Here is a 21499-nt window from a genome sequence, read left to right as displayed (position 1 = left end):
GGGCGTGCGGCCGGCACGGGCGATGCGGACGCGGGAGAGGGTGATCACGGTACCTTGACCGGCGCGACGCGAGCTGCCAACAACTCGCGCAACTCGGCCTTCTCGGCGCTGTCCAGCGTGCCTTCGCGACTCTTGGCGGTCAGCCAGTCGCGCCGTTGGACGATGGCCTGTTCCTCCATGCGGGCCAGCGCATCGAAGAACTCCGCGCGCTGCGTTTCGGGTTCGCCCACCACCATCGCCGCCATCAGTTTCTGCAGGGCGGGGTATTCGGGACGTTCGGCGAAATGTTCCACCAGCATGGCCGGATTGATGCCCGGCCGCGAGCGCGCGAGGTCGATCAGTTCGGCCAACAGTTCGACGCCCGGCTTGTCCATGCGCAGGAAGCCGTAAGGACGCTCCACCTGATCGGCCACGCCGGGCTGCGCCAGCAACAGGGCGATCGCGCTGCGCACCAGCGAACGCTGCACGACGATCGGCCGCTGCACGGCACGTCGCGCCGATGGATCGGCGTCGAGCACCGCACGTGCGCCGGTGCGCTTCTCCAGCTCTTGCGCCATCAGGTCGCGGAACGCGCCGTCCGGCAGTCGTGCGATCAGCGGACGAGCGCGCTCGGCCAGCCGCGCGCGACCATCGAGGCTCGCGGTATCGACGTCGTGCGCGAGCTCGCCGAAGAAATAGGCCGACAGCGGCATCGCTTCCTTCAGGCGCTTCTCGAAACCGTCCTTGCCCTCCTTGCGGATCAGGGTGTCCGGGTCTTCGCCGTCGGGCAGGAACAGGAAGTACGCCTGCCGTCCGTCGCGCAGCCGCGGCAGCGCCGATTCCAGCGCTTTCCATGCAGCGGCGCGACCGGCGCGGTCGCCGTCGAAGCAGAACACCACGTCGGGCGCCGCGCGGAACAGCACCTCGGTGTGTTCGGGCGTGGTCGCCGTGCCGAGCGTGGCCACCGCGATCGGCAGGCCGGCCTGGTGCATGGCGATGACATCCATGTAGCCCTCGACCACCACGATGCGTGCGAGGCTCGGGTTCGCCTGCTTCACCTGCCACAGCGCGAAGAGCTCGCGGCCCTTGTGGAACAGCGGCGTTTCCGGTGAGTTGAGGTATTTGGGGCCCGGCTCTTTTTGAGGAGTGCGGGCCGGGATGTCCGCTTCTTGACCTTCGCGCGCAGGAGGCGCGCTGGAAATGATTCTGCCGCCGAAGGCGATCACGCGGCCGCGGCGGTCGAGAATGGGAAACATCAGGCGTTCGCGGAAGCGGTCGTAGCGATTGCCGCGCTCGTTGCTCGCCACCATGCCGGCTTCGTTGAGCAGGTGCATGCGCTTGTCGCTGCCGCCCAGCGCCTTGATCACGCCGTCGAAGCCGGCGGGCGCCCAGCCGATGCGAAAGCGCTCGATGGTCTGTGCATCGAGGCCGCGCTTCTTGCAGTACGCCTTCGCCTCCGCGCTCTTGGGCAACTCGTTTTCGTACCAGCGCGCGGCGGCGTCGAGCATGGCGTAGAGATCGGTCTTGTCTTCGCGCGGCGCGCGATCGTCGCCGCCTTCGCGCGGCACGGTGAGGCCGACGGATTGCGCCAGTTCTTCCACCGCATCGGGGAATTCCAGGCGTTCGTAGTCCATCAGGAACTTCACCGCGCTGCCATGCGCGCCGCAGCCGAAGCAGTGGAAGAACTGCTTGGCCGGACTGACGTAGAACGAGGGCGTGCGCTCGTTGTGGAACGGGCAGCACGCGGTCCACTCCCGGCCCGCCTTCTTCAACGGCACACGCCGCTCGATCACATCGACGATGTCGACGCGGGCAAGCAATTCGTCGATGAAACTGTCCGGGATACGTCCGCGCATAAGACCGACAGTTTAGAGGGTGTTGCGCTTCCGAGCATGCCTGGCCGATGCGACCCCCACGGCGGCCGACAGTCCCTCTGCGCGGGCCATGGGTGCTGGCCTATGCTGCGGAAACAAGGGTTTCGCTCGGGGTGCGAAATGGGGGATCCGGCAGGTATGGCCCGGTCTGGTTTGCAGATGCACTTTCGTCCGGCCACGCCGGGCGATGCCGATGCCGCGGTGCCGTTGATCTACAGCTCCGGCCCGGATGCGTTCGACTACGTATTCATGACCCGCGACGGCGGCGATGCGCAGGCCTTCCTGCGCTACTGCTTTGTCGACGGCGCCGGCGAATTCGGCTGGCGCAATCACTGGGTGGGCATGCTTGAGGATCGCGTGGTTGCCGTGGGCGCGGGCTATGGCGGCGAGGCGAAATGGCCGTTCACCCTGGCTGCCGCCAGGCAGATCATCAGCCACTACGGGCTGCGCGGCGTGGGCGTGATTGCTCGCGGACTACGCGTGGAATCGGTGATCCGGCCGCCCGAGGGGGATATGTACTACCTGGCGCATCTGGCCGTGCGGCCCGAGTTGCGGGGGCGGGGCGTGGGTCGCGCGTTGATCGATCACCTGATCGGAAAGGCGCGGGATGCCGGCCGTCGACGCATCACCCTGGATGTCGCGACCAGCAACCCGCGCGCGGAAGCGCTGTACCAGCGCAACGGTTTCCGGGTCACCATCGAACGCAAGTCGCATCTAGCCAACGAACGCGGTCGGGTGGCGGATCACCGCCGCATGGAGCGCCTGCTCGACTAAGCGCCGCTACACGGCGTGGAAGATGCCTGTCAGCGCGAGGAGTGCCAGCAGGAACAGGATGATGAAGATCGCAAACAGGACCTTGGCGATAGTGCCGGTGACACCCGAAACCGCACCGAAACCCAGCCAGCCTGTGACCAGCGAGACGATGGCAAAAATGATGGCCCACTTGAGCATGAGTCGCTCCCTTTTCGTTGGAAGAGACCCGTCGTCGACGGGTCACCGCCGGTTGTAGGGAGCCGGCCGTGAAGGTCTTGCAGGAAAAGCCTTCGCGTGGCGTGCAGAGCGTGGAGTTCGCTCACCTTTGAGACAGCCGCGCCTTGGCGGCGCGACAGTTTTGTGAAGGCAGCGTGTTCAGCCGGCGAGGCGCGCCTTGATGCGGCCGGACACCACGCCCATGTCGGCACGGCCGGCGGCCTTTTCCTTCACCACGGCCACCACCTTGCCCATGTCGCGCGGCGAGCTGGCGCCCGTCTCGGCGATCGCCGCGGCGATCAGCGCGTCGACTTCCTCGTCGCTGAGCTTGGCCGGCAGGTAGGCTTCGATCACGCGCATTTCGGCGCGCTCGACGTCGGCCAGGTCCTGGCGGTTGGCGGCTTCGTACTGGCTGATCGAGTCCTTGCGCTGCTTGACCATCTTCTCCAGCACGGCCAGCGTCTGGACATCGTCCAGCTCGATGCGCTCATCCACTTCGCGCTGCTTGACCGCGGCCAGGATCAGGCGGATCACGCCCAGACGGTCCTTGTCGCCGCCACGCATGGCGGTCTTCATGTCTTCGGTGAGCTGCTGCTTGAGAGTCATGATCTATCCTCGGAAACACACAAAGCCGGCGTTGCTCTGGGCAACGCCGGCTAGTGTAGGTCTACAAAGTCAGCGGCAGCGGATGGACGCGCCAGCTGCCAAGCTACCTGCGGCGCCAGAAGCGCCAGAGCCTCAAGTCGTCCGCGGGGCGGACGGGAGGCCTCAGTACAGGCGCGTGCGACGCGAGGTGTCGCGCGAGAGACGGCGCAGGTGACGCTTCACCGCGGCTGCACGCTTGCGCTTACGCTCCTGGGTCGGCTTTTCGTAGAACTCGCGCTTGCGGGTTTCGGCCAGGATGCCGGCCTTTTCGCAGGTGCGCTTGAAGCGACGGAGGGCAAGCTCGAACGGCTCGTTCTCGCGGACTTTTACGCTGGGCATGGAGACTCCAAATGTTAGACTGGCCCGCCTTGACGGACCGTAGGAATACGGTGAGCCGCGAAGTATACCGTGGAAACGACAGCATTTTCAAAGTCCCAGTTGACCAAGCCGGTGCTGGGCATCGAAACCTCCTGTGACGAGACCGGCGTAGCCCTGCTGCGCTGGTATCCGGAGGCGCCCGGCGAGGGCCTGCTTTCACATGCCCTCTACAGCCAGATCAAGCTCCACGCGGAATACGGCGGGGTCGTGCCCGAGCTGGCCAGCCGCGATCACGTGCGCAAATTGCTGCCGCTGGTGCGTGAGGCGTTGGCCCAGGCGGGCCTGACCCCCGCGGATCTGGGCGGCGTGGCCTATACAGCCGGCCCCGGCCTCGTGGGCGCCTTGCTGGTGGGCGCCTCGGCGGCCCGGGCCATGGCCTGGGCGCTGGGCGTGCCTGCCATCGGCGTGCACCACATGGAAGGCCACCTGCTGGCGCCCTTGCTGGAGGAAGACCCGCCGGAGCCGCCCTTCGTGGCCCTGCTGGTGTCCGGCGGCCATTCGATGCTGGTGGAGGTGAAGGGCATCGGCGAGTACCGGATCCTGGGTGACACGCTGGATGACGCAGCCGGTGAAGCCTTCGACAAGACCGCCAAGCTGATGGGCCTGCCGTACCCCGGCGGCCCCGCGCTGGCGAAGCTGGCCGAGCAGGGGCGCCCCGGCGCGTTCCGCTTCTCGCGCCCGATGACCGACCGACCCGGCCTGGATTTCAGCTTCTCGGGGCTGAAGACCCAGGTGCTGCTGGCCTGGCAGCAGTCGGACCAGAGCGAGCAGACCCGCGCCGACATCGCCCGCGCCTTCGAGGAGGCGATCGTCGACACCATGATCATCAAGTGCCGCCGTGCGCTGCAGGCGGCCGGCGCCAAGCGCCTGGTGATTGCCGGTGGCGTGGGTGCCAACAAGCGTTTGCGCGCCGAGCTGGCCGCAGCGGGTGAAAAGGACGGTTTCAAGGCGTATTTCCCACGCCTGGCGTTCTGCACCGACAACGGCGCGATGATCGCGCTGGCCGGCGCCATCCGCCTCGCGCACGGGCAACACCAGGACGAATCGGTGCAGGTGTTCCCGCGCTGGGATCTGGAAACGCTGCCACCGGCGATGTAGCGGCGCCCGCAAAAGCAGGCCACCCGAAGGTGGCCTTTTTCTATTTCGCGGTCCGGGTCTGCCGTGTGTTTTGCTCGAGGCGGCCGAACGTAAGCACCTGCAGCAGCAACATGAGCATCAGCAGCGGGCCACCGAGGCGCATGAGCGAGCGCCAGGCATTGGCTTGCTTCTCGTGATCCATGACGTCGCGGTCTTCGTGAAGATTGCTGACCGTGGTGACCTGTTCGGTGAAATCGCTATCGAATTGGTTGATCAGGGCGTGGGTGATGTCCATGGCTGTGGCGTCGTTGGCCCATGCGTCTGCCTTGCGCGCGTCTGGCGCGCGCAGCAAGGCGTCGATCCTGGCATCGGCTAGCGCGCGCTCCAGCGTATCGGCAAGGCCGGCGGCGTACGCGGCTTTCAGTTCGGGGGTGTCCTGATAGCTCACTTTTTCGCGGGCAAACGAGATCACATCGTCTACGCTCAAGTCTTCGTCCGACGGATGCTTCTCGGCGAAGGCCGCTACGGCCCTGCCGATACGGTCATATGCCGTACGGTTGGGATCATGAGTGCTGATGGGGTCCACCGATTGGCCGGTCTGGCTGGCGACGACGCGCTTGATGAGATCCTCGCTGGCGACCTTGGGAGGCGCAGGCTGCGCCGCTTCCTTGCGAGGCGATTCGCTTGCGGTAGCGCGCTGCCAGTTGAACAGCGCCACCACCGAAACGACCAGCAGCGTTACGGTCAGCAGGGCTGTAAGCAGGCGGATGAGGCCACCATAGAGGCCTTCGAGTTTGTGCAGCAACGACATGCTATGTCTCTGATCCAGGCAAAAAATAAGTCGGCAGACGCCCGGTTGGCGTCCGGGGGCGGACAACATACGCGCGGCAGCGCGCATGTACATTAGGATTCGTCCGAAAGTTGCGCCTTGATGCGTCTCTGCGTGGACGCCGGGACTCGTTACAATGGCGAGGTGATCGCCGGGCATCTCATTGTGGCGTTGCCCCATTACTACGGTGTCGCCGCCCCATGGATACTGTTTTCATCGAAGACCTGCGCATCGATGCCGTGATCGGCATCTACGACTGGGAGCGCCGCGTGCGCCAGACCTTGTCGTTCGACATCGAGATGGCGTTCGACAACACCGCGCCGGCCGCCACGGACGACATCGCGCTCACGCTCAACTACAAGGACGTGTCCAAGCGCCTCATCGATTACGTGGGTGCGTCGAGCTTCGGCCTGGTGGAGACGCTGGCCGAGCGTTGCGCAGCCATCATCCGCGAGGAGTTCGGCGTGGCGTGGGTGCGGCTGAAGCTTTCCAAGCCCGGCGCCGTGCGTGGCGCGAAAGCCGTGGGCGTGCGCATCGAGCGCGGCGTGCGACCGCAATAGCGATGGCGCGCGTCTATCTGAGCCTTGGCTCGAATCTCGAGCCGCATCGTTACCTCCGCGCCGCCCTGGATGAACTGCGTGCACGCTTCGGCGTCATCGCAGTGTCGCCGGCGTATCGCAGCAAGTCGGTGGGTTTCGATGGCGCCGACTTCATCAACCTCGCCGTGGGCCTCGATACCGATCTCTCGCCCGAGGCGCTGAACGACTGGCTGCACGCCCTGGAAGACCGTCATGGTCGTCGCCGCGACGTGCCGCGGTTCTCCGATCGCACGCTGGATCTGGACATCGTGCTCTATGACGACCTGGTGCGGCAGGGCGAAGGTCATCTCGACATCCCGCGCAAGGAGCTTCGCCACGCGTTCGTGCTGAAGCCCATCGCCGATATCGCGCCGGAGCTCAGGCATCCGGTGAGTGGAAGGACGATGGGGGAGTTGTGGGCGGGGTTTCCGGTGGAGAGCGAGCCGCTGGTGGTCGAGGCGTTGTAGCGCTCCTTTCGAGGCGTGCGCTCGGGCGGTTATCGCGCACAGGGTGCGCCCTGCAAAAAGCGGTGTGGCACTGTTGTCCGTAACCTGCGGATGCTAGAAATCGCGCATCCATCACAAGGAGGTTGTTATGGCAGGCAAGTTCTCCCGCAGCTGGGAGTTGATGAAGGCCAGCGCAGCGGTGCTGCGTTCGGACAAGTCGCTGTTGATGTTTCCGCTGGCATCGGGCCTTTGCTGCCTGCTGGTGGCCGCGAGTTTCCTCATTCCCATGATCCTCGCCTTTGCCGGCGCGGAAGGCGCGGGTGAAGTGCATGGGCGCGCGTTGTCCATGGGCGGTTACGTCGTGCTGTTCCTGTTCTACCTGGTGCAGTACTTCGTGATCATCTTCTTCAACACCGCGTTGGCCGGCGCGGCGCTGATGCGCCTGCGCGGCGAGCCGACCAGTTTCGCCGCTGGTTTCGCGATCGCGCGGGCGCGCATCGTGAACATCTTCGGCTACGCGCTGATCGCCGCCACCGTCGGCCTGGTACTGCGCGCGCTGCAGGAACGGCTGGGTCTGATCGGTCGCCTGGTGGCCGGTTTCCTCGGGCTGGCCTGGACGGTGGCCACCTTCCTGGTGGTACCGGTGCTCGCCAGCCAGGACGTGGGCCCGACCGACGCGATCAGGCACAGCGTGGATCTGCTCAAGCGCACCTGGGGCGAGAACATCATCGGCAACGCCGGTCTCGGCGTGGTGTTCGGCCTGCTGATGTTCCTGGCCATCCTGGTGTCGGCCGGCATCATCGTGGGCGCGGTCGCCATGCAATCCGTGGCGGCGATCATCGTTGCGGTAGTCATCGTGGCTGTCGGCATCACGCTGCTCGGCCTGATCCAGGCCTCGCTGCAGGGAATCTACGCCGCCGCGCTGTATCGGTATGCGGAAGAAGGCCAGGTCGGCTACGGCTTCGACCAGGCCATGCTTGAGCAGGCGTTCAAGCCGAAGAAGTAAGTCGCACGATCGCGGTGCGCTCCCTACGAAGGTCTTTTGTAGGAGCGCACCCAGTGCGCGATCGGCTGCGTAGCGTTGCTCCATCGCTCGCGTCCCGCCTGTAACGCCGATTGATCCCCTGTGGGAGCGCACCCTGTGCGCGACAACCCGACGGAGCGGGATATATCAAGCTCTGCGGTCGCCCACTGGGTGGGCTCCTACAGATATAACGCGATGCCCTAGACGGACAGCGTCCGCCCGCCGTCCACGCGAATGATCTGCCCGGTCACGAACGGCGCATCACGCAACAGCCACAGCACGGCGCCCGCTACATCTTCCGGAGAGCCGGCACGCTGCAGCGGCGTGCGAGCGAGCATGGCCTGCTGGTCGTCGTACGGCTTGCCATCGCTTGGCCACATCACCGCGCCGGGCGCGACGCCGTTCACGCGCACATCGGGGCCAAGATCGAGTGCGAGCGACCGCGTCATCGCGGCCAGGGCTGCTTTCGCCATGCAGTACAACGGATGGTTGGCGAGCGGGCGCTCGGCGTAGATGTCCACGAGATTGACGATGGCGCCTCGCGCCTCGCGCAACGCGGGCGTCGCAGCCTGCGCGAGGAAGAACGGCGCCTGGGCGTTCGATGCAAAGAGTTCGTTCCACTGCGCCGGCGTCGCGGTGCCGACGGGTGTGGGGTAGAACGCCGAGGCATTGTTGACCAGTGCGTCGAGACGGCCGAAACGATTCAGCACGCGTTGCACCATGTCGGGCAGCACATCGATGTCTGCCAACTCGCCTTGCACGGTATAGGTACTGCCGCTGCGCTGGCGTTCCAGTGACGCAGCCAGCAGCTCGGCGTCGGCGGCGGATCGGCGATAGTGCAGGGCAAGGTCATAGCCTGCCGCGTGCAGCGTCCGCGCGATGACCGCTCCGACCCGCTTGCCTGCCCCGGTGACGAGGACGACGGGACGCTCGTGGCGTGGGCTCATGCGTGGGCTCCTGCGTGACGCGACTGGATCGCGAGCTTGCCGCAAAGCGTCGGGGACGTCATCCCGTCGGCGTGATGCCACCCGGCTCGCTCGCCTGTTCTGTCTCGAAGGAGGCGCTGAACATCGCGATCGCGGTGCGCGCCACCTGTCCCGTGTCGTAGTACGCATAGGCGCCTACGCCCATCGCGCCCACTACCGGCAGCCAGCGCGAGATGCCCTTGCCGACCGCACGCTGGGTGACCTTCACCCCGACGGTCTTGGCGATGCGCTCGGCCACGCTATAGGTCACCCGGCGGAACAGCAGGCGATCGCCCACGCGTACCACCAGGTCGCGGAACGCCTGCGCCGCGGTATGGCGGAACAGGCACCACAGCATCTGCTCGCGGCCCAGGTCCGAATGCTTGCCGTAGGCGGCCGCGATGTCGCTGACCATCTGCGCCTGGATCTTCCAGATGGCGATGAGTTCCGGCAGCACGGTCAGCCAGCCCAGCGGCCCGGGCGGCAGGGCGAGCGAGCCGGCGGTCAGTGCAGCCCGCTGGGAGGCGCGGGCCGCCAGACGCTGGGCTTCCTGCTCGGGCTGCCGGCTGCCTTCGATGGTGCTGTCGGGAATCTGGCTGACAAAGTCGAGGATGGCCTGGGTGACCCGGCTGTGGTCGGTGATCACCGCGGGAAGCTGGGATGAGGGTGCGGTCATGGGCCCTGACTCGAAGCGACGTACGGCAGCCAGTCTAGAGGCCGCCCGTGAAATCCCGCTGAGCTGGCCGGACGAATCGCGCCGGGCCGCAGAATGTTTCGGCGCCAGGCATGACTTTTGGGGCAGGCGCGGCCTGGGGTAGAATGGCAATGTTATAACGTATCGAAAATAAGAACTTCACCGCCCCTCTCTGGATCCCTATGAAACGTTCCCTGCTTGCCTTGAGTCTTGCTGTTGCGCTGGGTGCCGTCCCGGCCGCGTTCGCCCAGACGAACAGCCGTGCCGACATGAATGAGGTGGCCCCCGGCGGCGGCGCTGGCGGCAACGACGGCGACGCGGCAACCGCGGGCACCAAGCCCGGCAACAAGGTGAAGCAGCTCAGCGCCATCGACGTGTCGGCAGCGCTCGACCAGTCGCGCAATTCGTTGTCGCCGGACACCGGCAGCAGCCAGTACGTGATCGACCAGAAGGCGATCCAGCAGCTGCCGCTGGGCGATTCCACGCCGCTCAACCAGGTGATCCTGCAGGCACCGGGCGTGGTGCAGGACTCCTACGGTGGCTTGCACGTGCGCGGCGACCACGCGAACCTGCAGTACCGCATCAATGGCGTGATCATCCCCGAGTCCATCTCCGGCTTTGGCCAGACGCTGGATGCGCGCACCATCCAGAGCGTGAAGCTGCTCGATGGCGCCCTGCCGGCGCAATACGGCCTGCGCACGGCCGCCGTGGTGGACATCGACACCAAGAGCGGCCACGAGCTGGGCAATGGCGGCAGCGTCGGCATTACTGGCGGCTCGTTCGGCACGCTCAACCCGAACGCTTCGCTCTGGGGCAGCAGCGATCGCTGGAGCTGGTTCGTCACGGCGAACTATCTGGAGAACGACGTCGGCATCGAGAATCCGACGCCCAGCCGCACGCCGATCCATGACCACACCAACCAGGTGAAAGGTTTCGGCGATATCTCCTATCTGATCAACGACAACACGCGCGTGAGCTTCATGTTCGGCGCGACCAACAACCGCTTCGAGGTCCCCAACAATCCGAACCAGCAGCCGCAGTTCGGCTATCTCGACCAGACCGAATTCAATTCGGCCGATCTCAACGAGCGGCAGAAGGAGCAGACGCGTTTCGGCGTGCTCTCGCTGCAGGGCAAGTGGGGCAAGACGGATTACCAGGTGTCGCTGGGCCAGCGCTACAGCACGGTGAATTTCCTGCCCGACGAAGTGGGCGACCTGATGTTCAACGGCGTGGCTTCCACCATCAACCGCTCCAACCGCGCCAGCACGCTGCAGGCGGATTTCGCCACGCCGCTGGGCGACGCCCACACGCTGCGCTATGGCATCTACGGTGAGTTCGAGCGCGGCAACATCAGCAACAATTCGCTGGTGTTCCCGGCCAATCCGGATGGCTCGCAGGCCAGCACCACGCCGATCGGCATCTACGACGCCACCAAGCTGCTGGCGCGTACGTGGTCGGCGTACCTGCAGGACGAGTGGAGCATTGGCGACAAGTGGACGGTGAACTACGGCGTGCGTGGCGATCGCTACGAGCTGTTCCGCACCGAAAGCCAGCTGAGCCCGCGCCTTGGCGTGGTGTACCAGGCCACGGACAGCACGACGATTCATGCGGGTTATTCGCGCTATTTCACGCCGCCGGCCACGGAGGTGATCGACGACAGCAACATCGCGCGGTTCAACGGCACGACGAACGAACTGCCCAGCGGCGGCAACAATCTTCCGCTGTCGGAGCGCTCCGACTACTTTGACCTGGGCGTCCAGCAGCACTTCGGCTCCACGCTCACGGTGGGCCTGGATGCCTACTACCGCAAGGTCAAACGCCTGCAGGACGAAGGCCAGTTCGGTGCGGCGCTGATCTACTCCAACTTCAACTACGCGCAGGGTCGCATCCGCGGCGCGGAGTTCACCCTCAACTACGACAATGGCCCTGTCTCGGCGTACTTCAATTTCGCCTTCAGTCGGGCCATGGGTAAGCAGGTGATGACTGGCCAGTACAACTTTGGCGAAGACGAGCTGGCGTACATCAACGACAACTGGATCCACCTGGACCACGACCAGAAGCTGTCGTCGTCCGGTGGCATCACTTACTCGTTCACCGACACCACGCGCGTCGGCGCCGACTACCTGTTCGGCAGTGGCCTGCGCAAGGAGGCACCGGGCGTCCCCAACGGCGCCTCGCTGCCGTACTACTTCCAGCTCAACCTCAACGTGGCGCACGACTTCAACGTCGGCAGCTTCGGCAAGGTGAAGACCCAGCTGGCATTGATCAACGCGTTCGACCGCACGTACGAACTGCGCGACGGTACCGGCGTGGGCGTGGGCGCACCGCAGTTCGGTCCGCGTCGCGGCGTGTACCTCACGCTGCAGAAGGACTTCAGTTTCTAAGTCAGCTGGGCCGGTACCCCGCCATAGTCTTCCTCCCTCACGGGGCTATGGCGGGGCATCGGTTATTCTTTGCGCGTTCTCCATCACCGATGCACGCGCATGTCTTCCCAACTTCCCGCTCCGAGCGCCGACGAACGCGCCCATTCCGACCGTCTGCTGACGCATCTGCGCGAGGAGATCGCTGCGCACGGTGCGATGCCGTTTTCGCAGTTCATGGAGCGTTGCCTGTATGCGCCGGGGCTGGGCTACTACAGCGCCGGCAAGACCAAGTTCGGGGAGGCCGGCGATTTCATCACGGCGCCTGAGTTGGGCGAGCTATTCGCGCAGTGCGTGGTCAATGCCACGCATCCGGTGATCGCGCTGCTCGGCGATGATGCCGATTTCCTCGAACTGGGCGGTGGCAGCGGCCGTTTTGCCGAGGCCGCATTGCATGCCTTCGCCGCCGTGGGCACATTGCCCCGCCGCTATCTCATCCTCGAACCCAGCGCCGACCTGCGCGATCGCCAGCGCGAGCGACTGTCTGCTGCATTGCCCGCGGAAGTCTTCGCACGCGTGTCCTGGCTGGATCGTCCGCCGGAACAGGAATGGCGTGGCGTGCTATTCGCCAACGAAGTGATCGACGCGCTGCCGACCACGCGCTTCGCGATGCGCGCCGGCGAGGTCTACGAGGAATACGTGGCGCTGGACGGCGAGGGCCGCCTGATGCGCGTGGATCGTCCCGCCGACATGCTGGTGTCGGGCGCGGTGCGCCACGTGGAGCGCGATCTCGAAACGAGCTTCCCCGACGGTTACCGCTCGGAGATCCTCCCGCAGCTGCCGTACTGGATCCAGGCCGTTGCCGGCTCGCTCACTGCCGGCCTGATGCTGTTCATCGACTACGGCTACGTACGCCGCGAGTTCTATCTGCCGGAGCGCACCGACGGCACGCTCATGGCCCACTACCGCCACCGCGCTCACCACGATCCGCTCTACCTGCCCGGTCTGAACGACCTCACCGCCTCCGTGGACTTCACCGCCTTGGCGGAAGCAGGCAACGGCGCAGGCTTCGGCGTGGCGGGATACCTCTCGCAGGCCCAGTTCCTGATCGGCAGCGGCCTGCAGGAAGCATTCGAGCACGCCTATGAGCAGTCGAACGATGAAACCAAGCGCTACCGCCTCGCCCAGGAAGTAAAAAAGCTGACCCTTCCCGACCAGATGGGCGAGCGCTTCCAGGCCATGCTGTTCGCCCGCAACATGGATGTACTCCCGCTGCCAGCGGAGTTGCTGGAGACGGATCAGGGGGATCGGCTGTGATCAGCTCGATCCTTCACTCGGCTTCGATCAGGTAAAACGCGGGCACGCCATCCCGCCGTGTGTACACGCGCTCAGTGATGTTCTGTGCGCCAGCAGCGAACAAAATTTGGCTATAGCGCTCGGAATCGGCCGCATTCCAGAATGCCAGGCGAAACGTGCGATACCCGCGACTGCGTAACTGCATGAGCGTGCGGCCTTCGGCGTTGTCCACGTAGCGCACGCGGTTGCCGGTGAGAAAACTAAAGGACGTGTAGAAGCCCCATTCTGGAAACAGGTAGGCAACCTGGGCAGATGAACCGCGTGCTTCCTCGGCCAGCGTATTCAACGCTTCGGGCATTTTGCCGGTGCCGCCGGTGCGGGCGAGTTCTCGGTGGAAGTCGGCCTGTTGCACGAGGTTGCACGCCAAGCAGGCTCCCAAAGCCACGGCTATGACTGCCTTGTTCACAAAAGGAGAAGCCCGTAGCGCATCCAGGCATTCAAGCAACAACAGTGCACCCAGCAAATAGACAAAGGGCACCAGGACGCTAAAGTGATGCGCCCACAGGCGCGTGCCGAACAATGATGCAACGGCGAGAAACGACCACGGAAGCAGTACAGGCAATGTCCGCACCAGGCGTTCTTTCCGTCCGATCAGGCGAAATATCAGCAGGCCAGACATGATCAACAGGCTGAACACGAGGCCTCCGTATTTGATGGCGGACCAAGCCGATTCCAGCTTCTGCCCGAAGATCATGGATTCGTTGCCCTGATCGGTAACGGCCAGGCGGGTCATGTTCCAGGCATAGGCAATGTTGTTGCCAGTAGCGCCGCTCGCTTCGAATGGGTGTAGTTCTCCAAGCATGTTGTGAATGAAGGCCAGCGTCGGGGCGATACCTTTCAACTTGATCAGCAGGGAAAGGTATCCAAGAGCATAGGGGGTCAGGCCAAGTATGAGTCCCGCTAGCCATGCGGGGAGGTCGCGCCAACCACCGCGTCGGCGCCATGCGATGAGCAAAACTAGGCCGGGCACGAAGAACCCGAGCACGAAATAGCCATAGCAGGCCAGTCCGGTGAACACTCCCGACAGTAGCGTACGCCTGCGCGCCAGTTCGGGTTGATCGTTTATCGGCATGGCGTACGCAAGAGCCACCACCAACCATGCCGCCCCCCCCATCTGGATGTAGAACTGGGTGCGAAATGATGCGGAAAAGGCCAGCTCAGTGGCCAGCCCAAGCGTGCATGCGCAGGCCAGTGCACGTGAACGCGTAAGGCGATTTGTCGTAACAAAAAGGGCCGCTACCAAGATAGCGCCGAACAGCGCTTGCGCTACACGCAGCGTGACGACGCTGAACCCGAACACTGCAAAGATTGGCAAGCCCACGTAGACATTTTGGGCGCCATAGTAAAGGCCGCCGAGAATCGGGAAGACCTTCGACGGTATTCCAGCGCTGGGCTGTCTTGCGTTGTGATGCAACAGCTGTGCAGCGACAAAATCCGGGTTCACCGCATCCATGTACAGGCCAGGCAGATTGACCTGCACAAGCACCAGAGTGAAGAACGCAGCGAGCGACAACCAGATTGGCCACGCGTGCTTTGCGTCACCCAATGACCAGCCGGGTGTCATAGGTCCCATGGCGACCGTGCAGGGTGAAGTGGTCATCTCTGACAGTCCTTTGAAAGAAGATTGTTTGTCCCGTCAGACAAGTCGAGCGCTCCCGCTCATGTCGCGTCGATGCCCATGACGTCATGGCGAACGGAGCCACCCGCTCTCCAAAAGCGGGCGCCCATTCCTCCCACGTGCCTCATTTTACCGGCTTGCTGTCCTCCGGCCGCTTCACCATCAACCCATGCTTGAACAGGAACGCCGCCACCTGGTAGTACGCCGTGGCGTCGTCTACCTGGTGCTGGTCGATCGGCGTGTTGGGCACGGCGTCGCCGTTGTCGAAGTCGGGGCGAACCTGTTCGAGCTTGCGCTGGGGTTCGAGGATGGTCAGCACGTCGTGGTGCAGGTAGCCGAGCTTTTCGTAGGTGGCGGGGAAGGCGCGTTCGCGGCCGGGTTCCAGCTGGAAGATGTCGGCGCCGAAGAAGCGGCTGCGGTAGCTGAAGTTGAGCAGGCCCATCACGGTCGGGATGATGTCGACCTGCGCCATCTGGCGCGTGACGCGCTGCGGCTGGATATGCTTGGGAGCGTAGATCCACAGCGGGATGTGGTAGCGGTTGATGGGCACGCTGGTGCGGCCGGCGCTGGAGGCGCAGTGGTCGGCGGTGATCACGAAGATCGTGTCGTCGAAGTACGGCTTGCCCTGCGCGCGCTTGAGGAAGTCGGCGATGGACCAGTCCGTGTACGCCACGGCGGCTTCACGCGTGCCGTCCTTCTGCGTCACGCGATTGGCGGGCACGGTGAAGGGGCGATGGTTGGAGGTGGTCATGATGTGCAGGAAGAACGGCTTCTTCTGCGCATACGCTTCGTCCATCTGCTTCAGCGACAGCGTGTAGAGGTCCTCGTCGGCCACGCCCCACACGTTTTCGTGATGGATGGTCTCGCCCTTGCCGATGTCGTTGCGGTCGACCGCACGATAGCCGTTGTGCGAGAAGAAGTAGTTCATGTTGTCGAAGTAGCCGTAGCCACCGTAGACAAAGTCGGACTGGTATCCGCGATCGTTGAAGACGTTGGCGGCGGAGAACAGGTTCTCGTTGTTGTGCGCCTTCACGATCGAATCGCCGGGCGTGGGCGGCACGGACAGCGACAGCGCCTCGAGGCCGCGCACGGTGCGCGTGCCGTTGGCGTAGAGGTTGTCGAAGAACATGCTCTTGCTGATGAGCGCATCGAGGTTCGGCGTGATGCCGCGCTTGTCACCGAACTCCGCGAGGAAATCGGCCGAGAAGCTTTCCACGCTGATCAGCACCACGTTGAGGTGCTTCTCAGGGCCTTCGTGGCGGATCTCGCGGGTGAGGTCGCGCGGGTCGTCGCTGACATAGGTCGCTTCGGGCGTCTTGACGAGCTCGCGCACGCGGCGGAACGCGTCCTCTTCGGGCAACGTACGATAGAAGCGCGAATAATCCAGATGGCTGCTACGGAAGGCGGCGAAGAACTCATACACGCCGTTGCCGGAGAGTTCGTTCACGTAGGCGTTGTCGGTGCGGTCCTTGTAGGTGCCCTTGATGGCCACCGCGGTCACCACGGTGATCAGCAGCCACACCAGCGCCACCTTGCTGCGCTGGAGAAAGCGCGTGCCGCTGTCCTCGGCCTTCAGGCCGCGGCGGCTGAACCACACGATCACCAGCGTCGCCAGCGCCAGCAGGCTGATCCAGGTGCCCAGCGGATACGACTCGCGGATATTGCCGATCACCTCGGTCGTATAGACCAGGTAGTCCACCGCGATGAAGTTGAAACGCGTGCCGAATTCGCCCCAGAACACCAGCTCGGAAGCGCCGACGAACAGCAGGCCGAACAAGGTCACCGCGCCGCCGCCGTAGAGCAGCCATTGGCCCACGCGCGACACGTACATGCGCTGCGGCACCAGCCACAGGTACAGCATCAGCGGCCAGGCGATGTAGATGAAGGCGACCAGGTCGTAGGCCAGGCCAACACCGAACGCGTACGCCCAGTACAGCGGGTTGTGCGGCACGCCGCTGCCTGCCATGAACAACAGCACGATGCGCGTGAGGGCGCCGATCAGCACATAGCTGATGGCCAGCCACCACAGGGGACGGAACCGCTGGCGCAGCGGCGAAGTCGGGAGAGACGCAATGGACACGGATGACTCCGGGCAGTGGAACGACAGGCGCCCGGCTCACAGGGCGACGAGCGGCGACCCGTCTTTATACACGGCGAAGGCCTGCCAGGCAGGTCTTCGGGGCGCCGAACCCGGCATTTTAGCCAGAACGGCCTTCCCGCCGGCTTTCGGCGGCGGGGCCATTCAGCGGCCCGACTGGCGCAGTATGTCGATGGCCGCGATCCGCGCGGCGGCCATGGCGTCGCCGATGGCGGGGCCGGTAAGGCCCTTGGCGACGAAGGGCTCGGAGCGGATCGCCGCGGCGGCATCCCGCGCCCGTTGCAGGTATCCGGCCTGCGGGTAAGCGTCATCCTGGTGGCCCAGCCGCCCGCGCTTGTCGGCCTCGCAGGCGGCCAGGAACAGGCTCAGGCGCTCGGGGCGTCGCAATGCATCCAGCGACGTGAGCAGGCGCAGCACCGTGGCAGCCTTCAGTTCAAAGGCCCGATGCGCGTTGAGGTGCTCGCGGCACACATGCTCGGCCAGCGTCGCGTGCTCCGTCGGTACTTTCAGTCGCGCGACCAGGCGCTGCAGCGGCGCGACGCCGGCATGTTCGTGGCCGATGTGGCGCGGCAGCACGTCCCCGGGCGTCAGCGCCTTGCCGAGGTCGTGGGTGAGCGCGCAGAAACCCACCACGTCGTTGCCCGGTGCGATGCGTGCGGCCATGTCCAGCACCATTTCGACGTGCACGCCGGTGTCGACCTCGGGATGGAACTCCGCGCGCTGCGGCACGCCGTAGAGCGCGTCCACTTCGGGAAACAGTACGGCGAGCGCGCCCGATTCGCGCAGTACGCGCAGGAACGCGGAAGGCTGCGCCTCGCCGAGCGCCTTGCGGGTCTCCTGCCACACGCGCTCCGGCACGAGATGATCCACCTCGCCATCGCGCACCATCTGCTGCATCAGCGCCATGGTCTCCGGCGCCACGGTGAAACCCAGCGGTGCGAAGCGCGCGGCGAAGCGCGCCACGCGCAGCAGGCGGACGGGATCTTCGACGAAGGCGGGCGACACGTGGCGCAACAACCGCTGCTCGAGATCCCGCTGGCCATCGAAAGGATCGACCAGCGTGCCGTCCTCGGCTTCGGCCATCGCATTGATGGTGAGGTCGCGGCGCGCGAGGTCCTGCTCCAGCGTCACCGACGGATCGGCGTGGAAGGCGAAGCCGTGGTAGCCGGGGCCGGTCTTGCGTTCGGTGCGGGCGAGTGCGTACTCCTCGCTCGTCTGCGGATGCAGGAATACCGGGAAATCCTTGCCTACCGGGCGATAGCCTTGCGCCTGCAGTTCTTCGGGCCGCGCGCCCACCACCACGTGGTCGTGGTCGATGACCGGCCTGCCGAGGCGTTTGTCGCGGACTGCACCGCCAACGAGATAGATGCGCATGCGTCGATTCTGCCATGCAGCGCCGATGCGGCCACAGTCGCGTTGCTTCAGCGCGTGAGTCGTGCGCTGGAGAGGCGACGCTGGCGCGCCGGCTCCCGCAGCAGCAGCGGCAACCATGGCGACAGTGGCTGCGGCACGATGCCCAGCGCGGCGTAACCGTCCTGCTTGCCCACTGAATCGGTGCGCAGCGTGCGGAAGTTGTCGAGCGAGAAGGGCTTGCCGGGCAGCAGCTGGGCGAACTGAGCCTGCAGGCGTCCGAGGCTGTCAGGCAGCGGCACGATGGGCGTACGCAGCCCCGCCACATCGCGGATCTGCCGCACGATATCGCCGAGCGTCAGCACCTGTGGCCCGTACAGTTCGAAGCTGCGGTCCATGCCGAGCCTGTCGTCGTCCACGCAGCGCGCGATCGCCTCGGCCACGTCGCCCGCCCAGGTCGGCGCCAGGCGCGCGGACGCGCGCGCGAGCGGCAGCGCGGGCATCTGCCGCAGCAGCGTGGCGAAACGATCGACCAGGCCGCCACCGCGACCGAACATCACGCTCGGCTGGTAGATGGTCCAATCCAGCGACGAGTTGCGCACGTGTGTTTCGGCCTCGCCCTTGGTCTTGAGGTATTGCGAGAGACCCTGGCCTGCCTTGAGCGCGCTCATCTGGTGCAGTCGCGACACGCCGGCCGCCTGGCAGGCGGCGATCACGCGCTGGGTCAGTTCCACATGGGCGTGATGGAAGGTCTGCTTGCCGAAGGCGTTGAGGATCCCGACCAGATTGATCACCGCGTCGGCACCTTCGAACTGGCGACGCAAGGCGTTGGCGTCGTAGACGTCGGTGCTGCAGATACGCACCGACGGCAGCACGCCCAGCTCGCGCTTGCGTTCGCGGTTGCGCGAGAGCAGCACGATGCGATGGCCGTCGGCCGCCAGTCGTGGAACGAGGTACGAACCGACGAAGCCGGTGCCGCCGAGCACGACCAGTTGCTTGGGTTTTTTAACCACGTGCAGGCCTCTCTCAGTGCGTGCCGTTGGAGGTTGATGCCGGCGGCGCCATGCTGCTCGCGGGCGCCGCGGTGGCGGCTTCCGCCGGTACCGCCGGCGCCGCGACCGGGCAGCCCACCAGCTTGCGTTCGCCGTTGACCGACGCGAGGTCGAAACCTTGGCCGATCGGCGTCAGGCGCTGCGACAGCGTCACCGCGTTGCCGTGCTGGCGCCAGTCGTAGATCACCGCGAAGGACATCACGCGCGCCACGTATTCGCGGGTTTCCTTGTAGGGAATGGTGGCGACGAACAGGTCCGGCGGCAGCGCGCCGCGCGCCTCCAGCCACTGGTCGACCTTGCCCGGCCCTGCGTTGTACGCCGCGCTGGCGAGCCAGATCGAGCCGCTGAAGCGCTGCGCCATCTGCGCGAGATAGCGCGTGCCCAGGATGATGTTGGTCACCGGGTCGAACAACGTGTCGCCGCCGCCCCAGCTGATGCCGTTGCGCTTGGCCACCAGTGCGGCGGTCGAGGGCAGCAGCTGCATCAGGCCACGCGCGTCCGCGCCGGAGCGCGCATCGCTCATCCATGCGCTTTCCGCGCGCAGGATGGCGTACGCCCAGGACGGATCGATGCCCGCTTCCTGCGCCTGCGTGACCAGGCCGTCCTGGCTGGCGAGCGGGAAACGCTGCTCGTAATAGCGCAGGGCTTCGCCGTTGTTGAAGGTGAACACCGCGCGGTCATACCAGCCGCGTCGGTATGCGAGGACGACGGCGAGCCGCTGCGTTTCCGCATCCGTGCCATCCAGCGCCTGGCTCCATTCGCGACGCGCCTGGCGCGGCAGGCCGACGGCGAACAGTTCGAATGCGCGCTGCAGGCCGCGATTGGCCAGCAGGGCCTGTTCGCGTTTCGCATTGCTGGTGAGCTGGAGCTGGCAGATGCCGTAGGGCTGTTCCAGCCGATCGGCGGCGAGGAAGCCGTAGAACGTGGGCTCCTGCGCCAGCGGCGTCAGCACGCGCTGCGCTTCGGCGCCGCGATCCAGTTCGGTGAGCGCGCGCGCGCGGAACCAGCGCCATTCGCCGTCCTGCTGCTGCGTGGGCGGCATCGCATCGATGGCCGCGAGCACGGCCCGCCAGTCGCGCTGGGCGAGGGCCGCGCGCACGCGCCACTCGCGGCTCACGTCGGTCTGCAGCGCAGCGGGCAGCGCCGCGAGGCGCGACAGCGCACCCTCGTCGTAGTCGGTCGCATGGAACAGGGCCAGCGCGTACACCACGCGATCGCGCTGCGGCTGCGTGAAGGCGAAACGATCCTGCAGCTTCTGCCAGGCGATGTCGGCGGTCACGGACTGGCGACGCGCCAGCCGTTCCACCGCCATCGCAGCGGCCTGGCGGTTGCGCGGCGTGTCCGGCCACTGGTTGGCGGCCACCGCCGCGGCGCCCGGATCGCTCAGCGCCGACGCCAGGCGCTTGGCGGCTTCGGCGTCTTCCGCGGGCAGCCACGCCGCCATGGCGTTGATCGAGCCCGGCTGCACGGCATCGGCGGCGCGGTCGATGCGCTCCCACAGGCGTTGCGGCGTGAGCAGGCCCTGGTCGTGCGCGGCGCTCAGCACGGGATCGCAGGCGCCGGGCAATTTGGCTTTGGCCCACAGCGCGGCGAGGTCGCGGTCGAAATCGAGCTGCGCGCCCTTGCTCAACTGGGCCTGCAGGGCATTGCAGGCCAGCGCGTCGCCCTGTCCCGGCTGATACATCGCGAGGAAGTTGTCCCAATCCTGCCGACGCGCCAGTTCGCCGAGGAAGTCGCGGCGAAGATCGCCCGCGGGAATCTGGTCGGGATAGCGCTTGAGATAGGACTCCACCTGCGTACGACCGATCTGCCGCAGGTTGTGCGTCAGCGCGGCCGCTTCCAGGTAGGGATAGATCGGATAGTCCTCCAGCCCCTTGGCGAGGCTGCGCCAGTTGTCGCCACCTCCTTGTGCCGCCGCATAGGCCTGCTTGAAGGCGGCGCGCTGTGCCTGCGTGGGCTCGGCGGCGCTGGCGGTGCCGGCCAGCAGCAGGCTGGCCATCATGATGAGCAGGCGTCCGGCGAATCGGCGCGGTGCCACGGAGAGGGACATGAAAGCTCCTTTTTTTGCCTGTTCCGCGCAGTGCATCGTAACGTCTGGCAATGCATCGGACCCGACAGCATGACCAACGGCCGCTGAGCGTGGCGTGAAACCGACGCGACCGTGGCCGCGGGGCGGGCCTGATAGAATCTGCCGCCCACGAGGCGCC

Annotated in this window: 19 protein-coding genes; 7 read left to right on the top strand and 12 right to left on the bottom strand. The window is 65.6% G+C overall.

Annotated elements, in window-relative coordinates; translation table 11 throughout:
• Positions 1-44 precede the first annotated feature (44 nt).
• Complete coding sequence (gene dnaG, locus CA260_RS18570; RefSeq protein WP_111984560.1) at positions 45-1835, bottom strand: DNA primase; 1791 nt, start codon at positions 1833-1835, stop codon at positions 45-47.
• 177 nt (positions 1836-2012) lie between these two features.
• On the opposite strand from dnaG, the gene CA260_RS18565 reads away from it, so the two are divergent.
• Positions 2013-2627 (top strand): GNAT family N-acetyltransferase, encoded by a 615-nt coding sequence (locus CA260_RS18565; RefSeq protein ID WP_238149834.1) that lies wholly within the window; start codon positions 2013-2015, stop codon positions 2625-2627.
• Positions 2628-2633: 6 nt separating this feature from the next.
• Here CA260_RS18565 and CA260_RS18560 read toward each other — a convergent pair whose 3' ends face one another.
• The 3 genes from CA260_RS18560 to rpsU form a co-directional block, all read right to left on the bottom strand.
• Positions 2634-2804 carry a DUF1328 domain-containing protein gene (locus CA260_RS18560; RefSeq protein WP_111984558.1) on the bottom strand — a complete coding sequence of 57 codons (171 nt, stop codon included), beginning with the start codon at positions 2802-2804 and terminating at the stop codon, positions 2634-2636.
• Between the two features lie 177 nt (positions 2805-2981).
• Positions 2982-3428 (bottom strand): GatB/YqeY domain-containing protein, encoded by a 447-nt coding sequence (locus CA260_RS18555; RefSeq protein ID WP_111984557.1) that lies wholly within the window; start codon positions 3426-3428, stop codon positions 2982-2984.
• 162 nt (positions 3429-3590) lie between these two features.
• Positions 3591-3806, bottom strand: coding sequence for a 30S ribosomal protein S21 (gene rpsU, locus CA260_RS18550; protein WP_038621768.1), 216 nt, complete (start codon positions 3804-3806; stop codon positions 3591-3593).
• 69 nt (positions 3807-3875) lie between these two features.
• Between rpsU and tsaD the strand changes: the two genes are divergently transcribed.
• Positions 3876-4943: a tRNA (adenosine(37)-N6)-threonylcarbamoyltransferase complex transferase subunit TsaD gene (tsaD, locus tag CA260_RS18545; RefSeq protein ID WP_238149833.1), complete on the top strand. Its 1068-nt coding sequence runs from the start codon at positions 3876-3878 to the stop codon at positions 4941-4943.
• A gap of 40 nt (positions 4944-4983) precedes the next feature.
• Here tsaD and CA260_RS18540 read toward each other — a convergent pair whose 3' ends face one another.
• Positions 4984-5733 carry a hypothetical protein gene (locus CA260_RS18540; protein ID WP_111984556.1) on the bottom strand — a complete coding sequence of 250 codons (750 nt, stop codon included), beginning with the start codon at positions 5731-5733 and terminating at the stop codon, positions 4984-4986.
• Between the two features lie 218 nt (positions 5734-5951).
• On the opposite strand from CA260_RS18540, the gene folB reads away from it, so the two are divergent.
• From folB to CA260_RS18525, 3 genes are all read left to right on the top strand, one after another.
• Complete coding sequence (folB, locus tag CA260_RS18535) at positions 5952-6311, top strand: dihydroneopterin aldolase (protein WP_111984555.1); 360 nt, start codon at positions 5952-5954, stop codon at positions 6309-6311.
• Positions 6312-6313: 2 nt separating this feature from the next.
• Positions 6314-6796, top strand: coding sequence for a 2-amino-4-hydroxy-6-hydroxymethyldihydropteridine diphosphokinase (gene folK, locus CA260_RS18530; RefSeq protein WP_111984554.1), 483 nt, complete (start codon positions 6314-6316; stop codon positions 6794-6796).
• Between the two features lie 127 nt (positions 6797-6923).
• Positions 6924-7781 (top strand): DUF6159 family protein, encoded by an 858-nt coding sequence (locus CA260_RS18525; RefSeq protein ID WP_111984553.1) that lies wholly within the window; start codon positions 6924-6926, stop codon positions 7779-7781.
• 218 nt (positions 7782-7999) lie between these two features.
• Here the strand turns inward: CA260_RS18525 and CA260_RS18520 are convergent, their stop codons facing one another.
• Both CA260_RS18520 and CA260_RS18515 read right to left on the bottom strand, forming a co-directional pair.
• Positions 8000-8746, bottom strand: coding sequence for a pteridine reductase (locus CA260_RS18520; protein WP_111984552.1), 747 nt, complete (start codon positions 8744-8746; stop codon positions 8000-8002).
• 58 nt (positions 8747-8804) lie between these two features.
• Positions 8805-9440, bottom strand: coding sequence for a hypothetical protein (locus CA260_RS18515; protein ID WP_111984551.1), 636 nt, complete (start codon positions 9438-9440; stop codon positions 8805-8807).
• A gap of 200 nt (positions 9441-9640) precedes the next feature.
• Here CA260_RS18515 and CA260_RS18510 point away from each other — a divergent pair, with 200 nt between their 5' ends.
• Positions 9641-11842, top strand: a complete 2202-nt coding sequence (locus CA260_RS18510) for a TonB-dependent receptor (RefSeq protein WP_111984550.1) — start codon at positions 9641-9643, stop codon at positions 11840-11842.
• A gap of 99 nt (positions 11843-11941) precedes the next feature.
• The gene (locus tag CA260_RS18505) at positions 11942-13135 is read left to right on the top strand and encodes a class I SAM-dependent methyltransferase (protein WP_111984549.1); all 1194 of its coding nucleotides are present in this window, start codon (positions 11942-11944) and stop codon (positions 13133-13135) included.
• Positions 13136-13148: 13 nt separating this feature from the next.
• Here CA260_RS18505 and CA260_RS18500 read toward each other — a convergent pair whose 3' ends face one another.
• The 5 genes from CA260_RS18500 to CA260_RS18480 all read right to left on the bottom strand — a co-directional run bounded on the left by CA260_RS18500 (position 13149) and on the right by CA260_RS18480 (position 21342).
• Positions 13149-14774: a glycosyltransferase family 39 protein gene (locus CA260_RS18500; protein ID WP_111984548.1), complete on the bottom strand. Its 1626-nt coding sequence runs from the start codon at positions 14772-14774 to the stop codon at positions 13149-13151.
• 142 nt (positions 14775-14916) lie between these two features.
• The gene (locus tag CA260_RS18495) at positions 14917-16872 is read right to left on the bottom strand and encodes an LTA synthase family protein (protein ID WP_111984547.1); all 1956 of its coding nucleotides are present in this window, start codon (positions 16870-16872) and stop codon (positions 14917-14919) included.
• A 162-nt stretch (positions 16873-17034) separates the two neighbouring features.
• Positions 17035-18264, bottom strand: a complete 1230-nt coding sequence (locus CA260_RS18490; RefSeq protein WP_111984546.1) for a multifunctional CCA addition/repair protein — start codon at positions 18262-18264, stop codon at positions 17035-17037.
• A 47-nt stretch (positions 18265-18311) separates the two neighbouring features.
• A complete protein-coding gene (locus CA260_RS18485) occupies positions 18312-19253 on the bottom strand; it encodes a complex I NDUFA9 subunit family protein (RefSeq protein ID WP_111984545.1) in 942 nt (313 codons plus the stop codon).
• 13 nt (positions 19254-19266) lie between these two features.
• Positions 19267-21342 (bottom strand): transglycosylase SLT domain-containing protein, encoded by a 2076-nt coding sequence (locus tag CA260_RS18480; protein ID WP_111984544.1) that lies wholly within the window; start codon positions 21340-21342, stop codon positions 19267-19269.
• Positions 21343-21499 lie beyond the last annotated feature (157 nt).

It is taken from the genome of Dyella jiangningensis (assembly GCF_003264855.1).
Lineage (GTDB): Bacteria > Pseudomonadota > Gammaproteobacteria > Xanthomonadales > Rhodanobacteraceae > Dyella > Dyella jiangningensis_C.
Note: the sequence above shows the minus strand (reverse complement) of the source record. Positions and strands in the feature narration are given on the sequence as shown.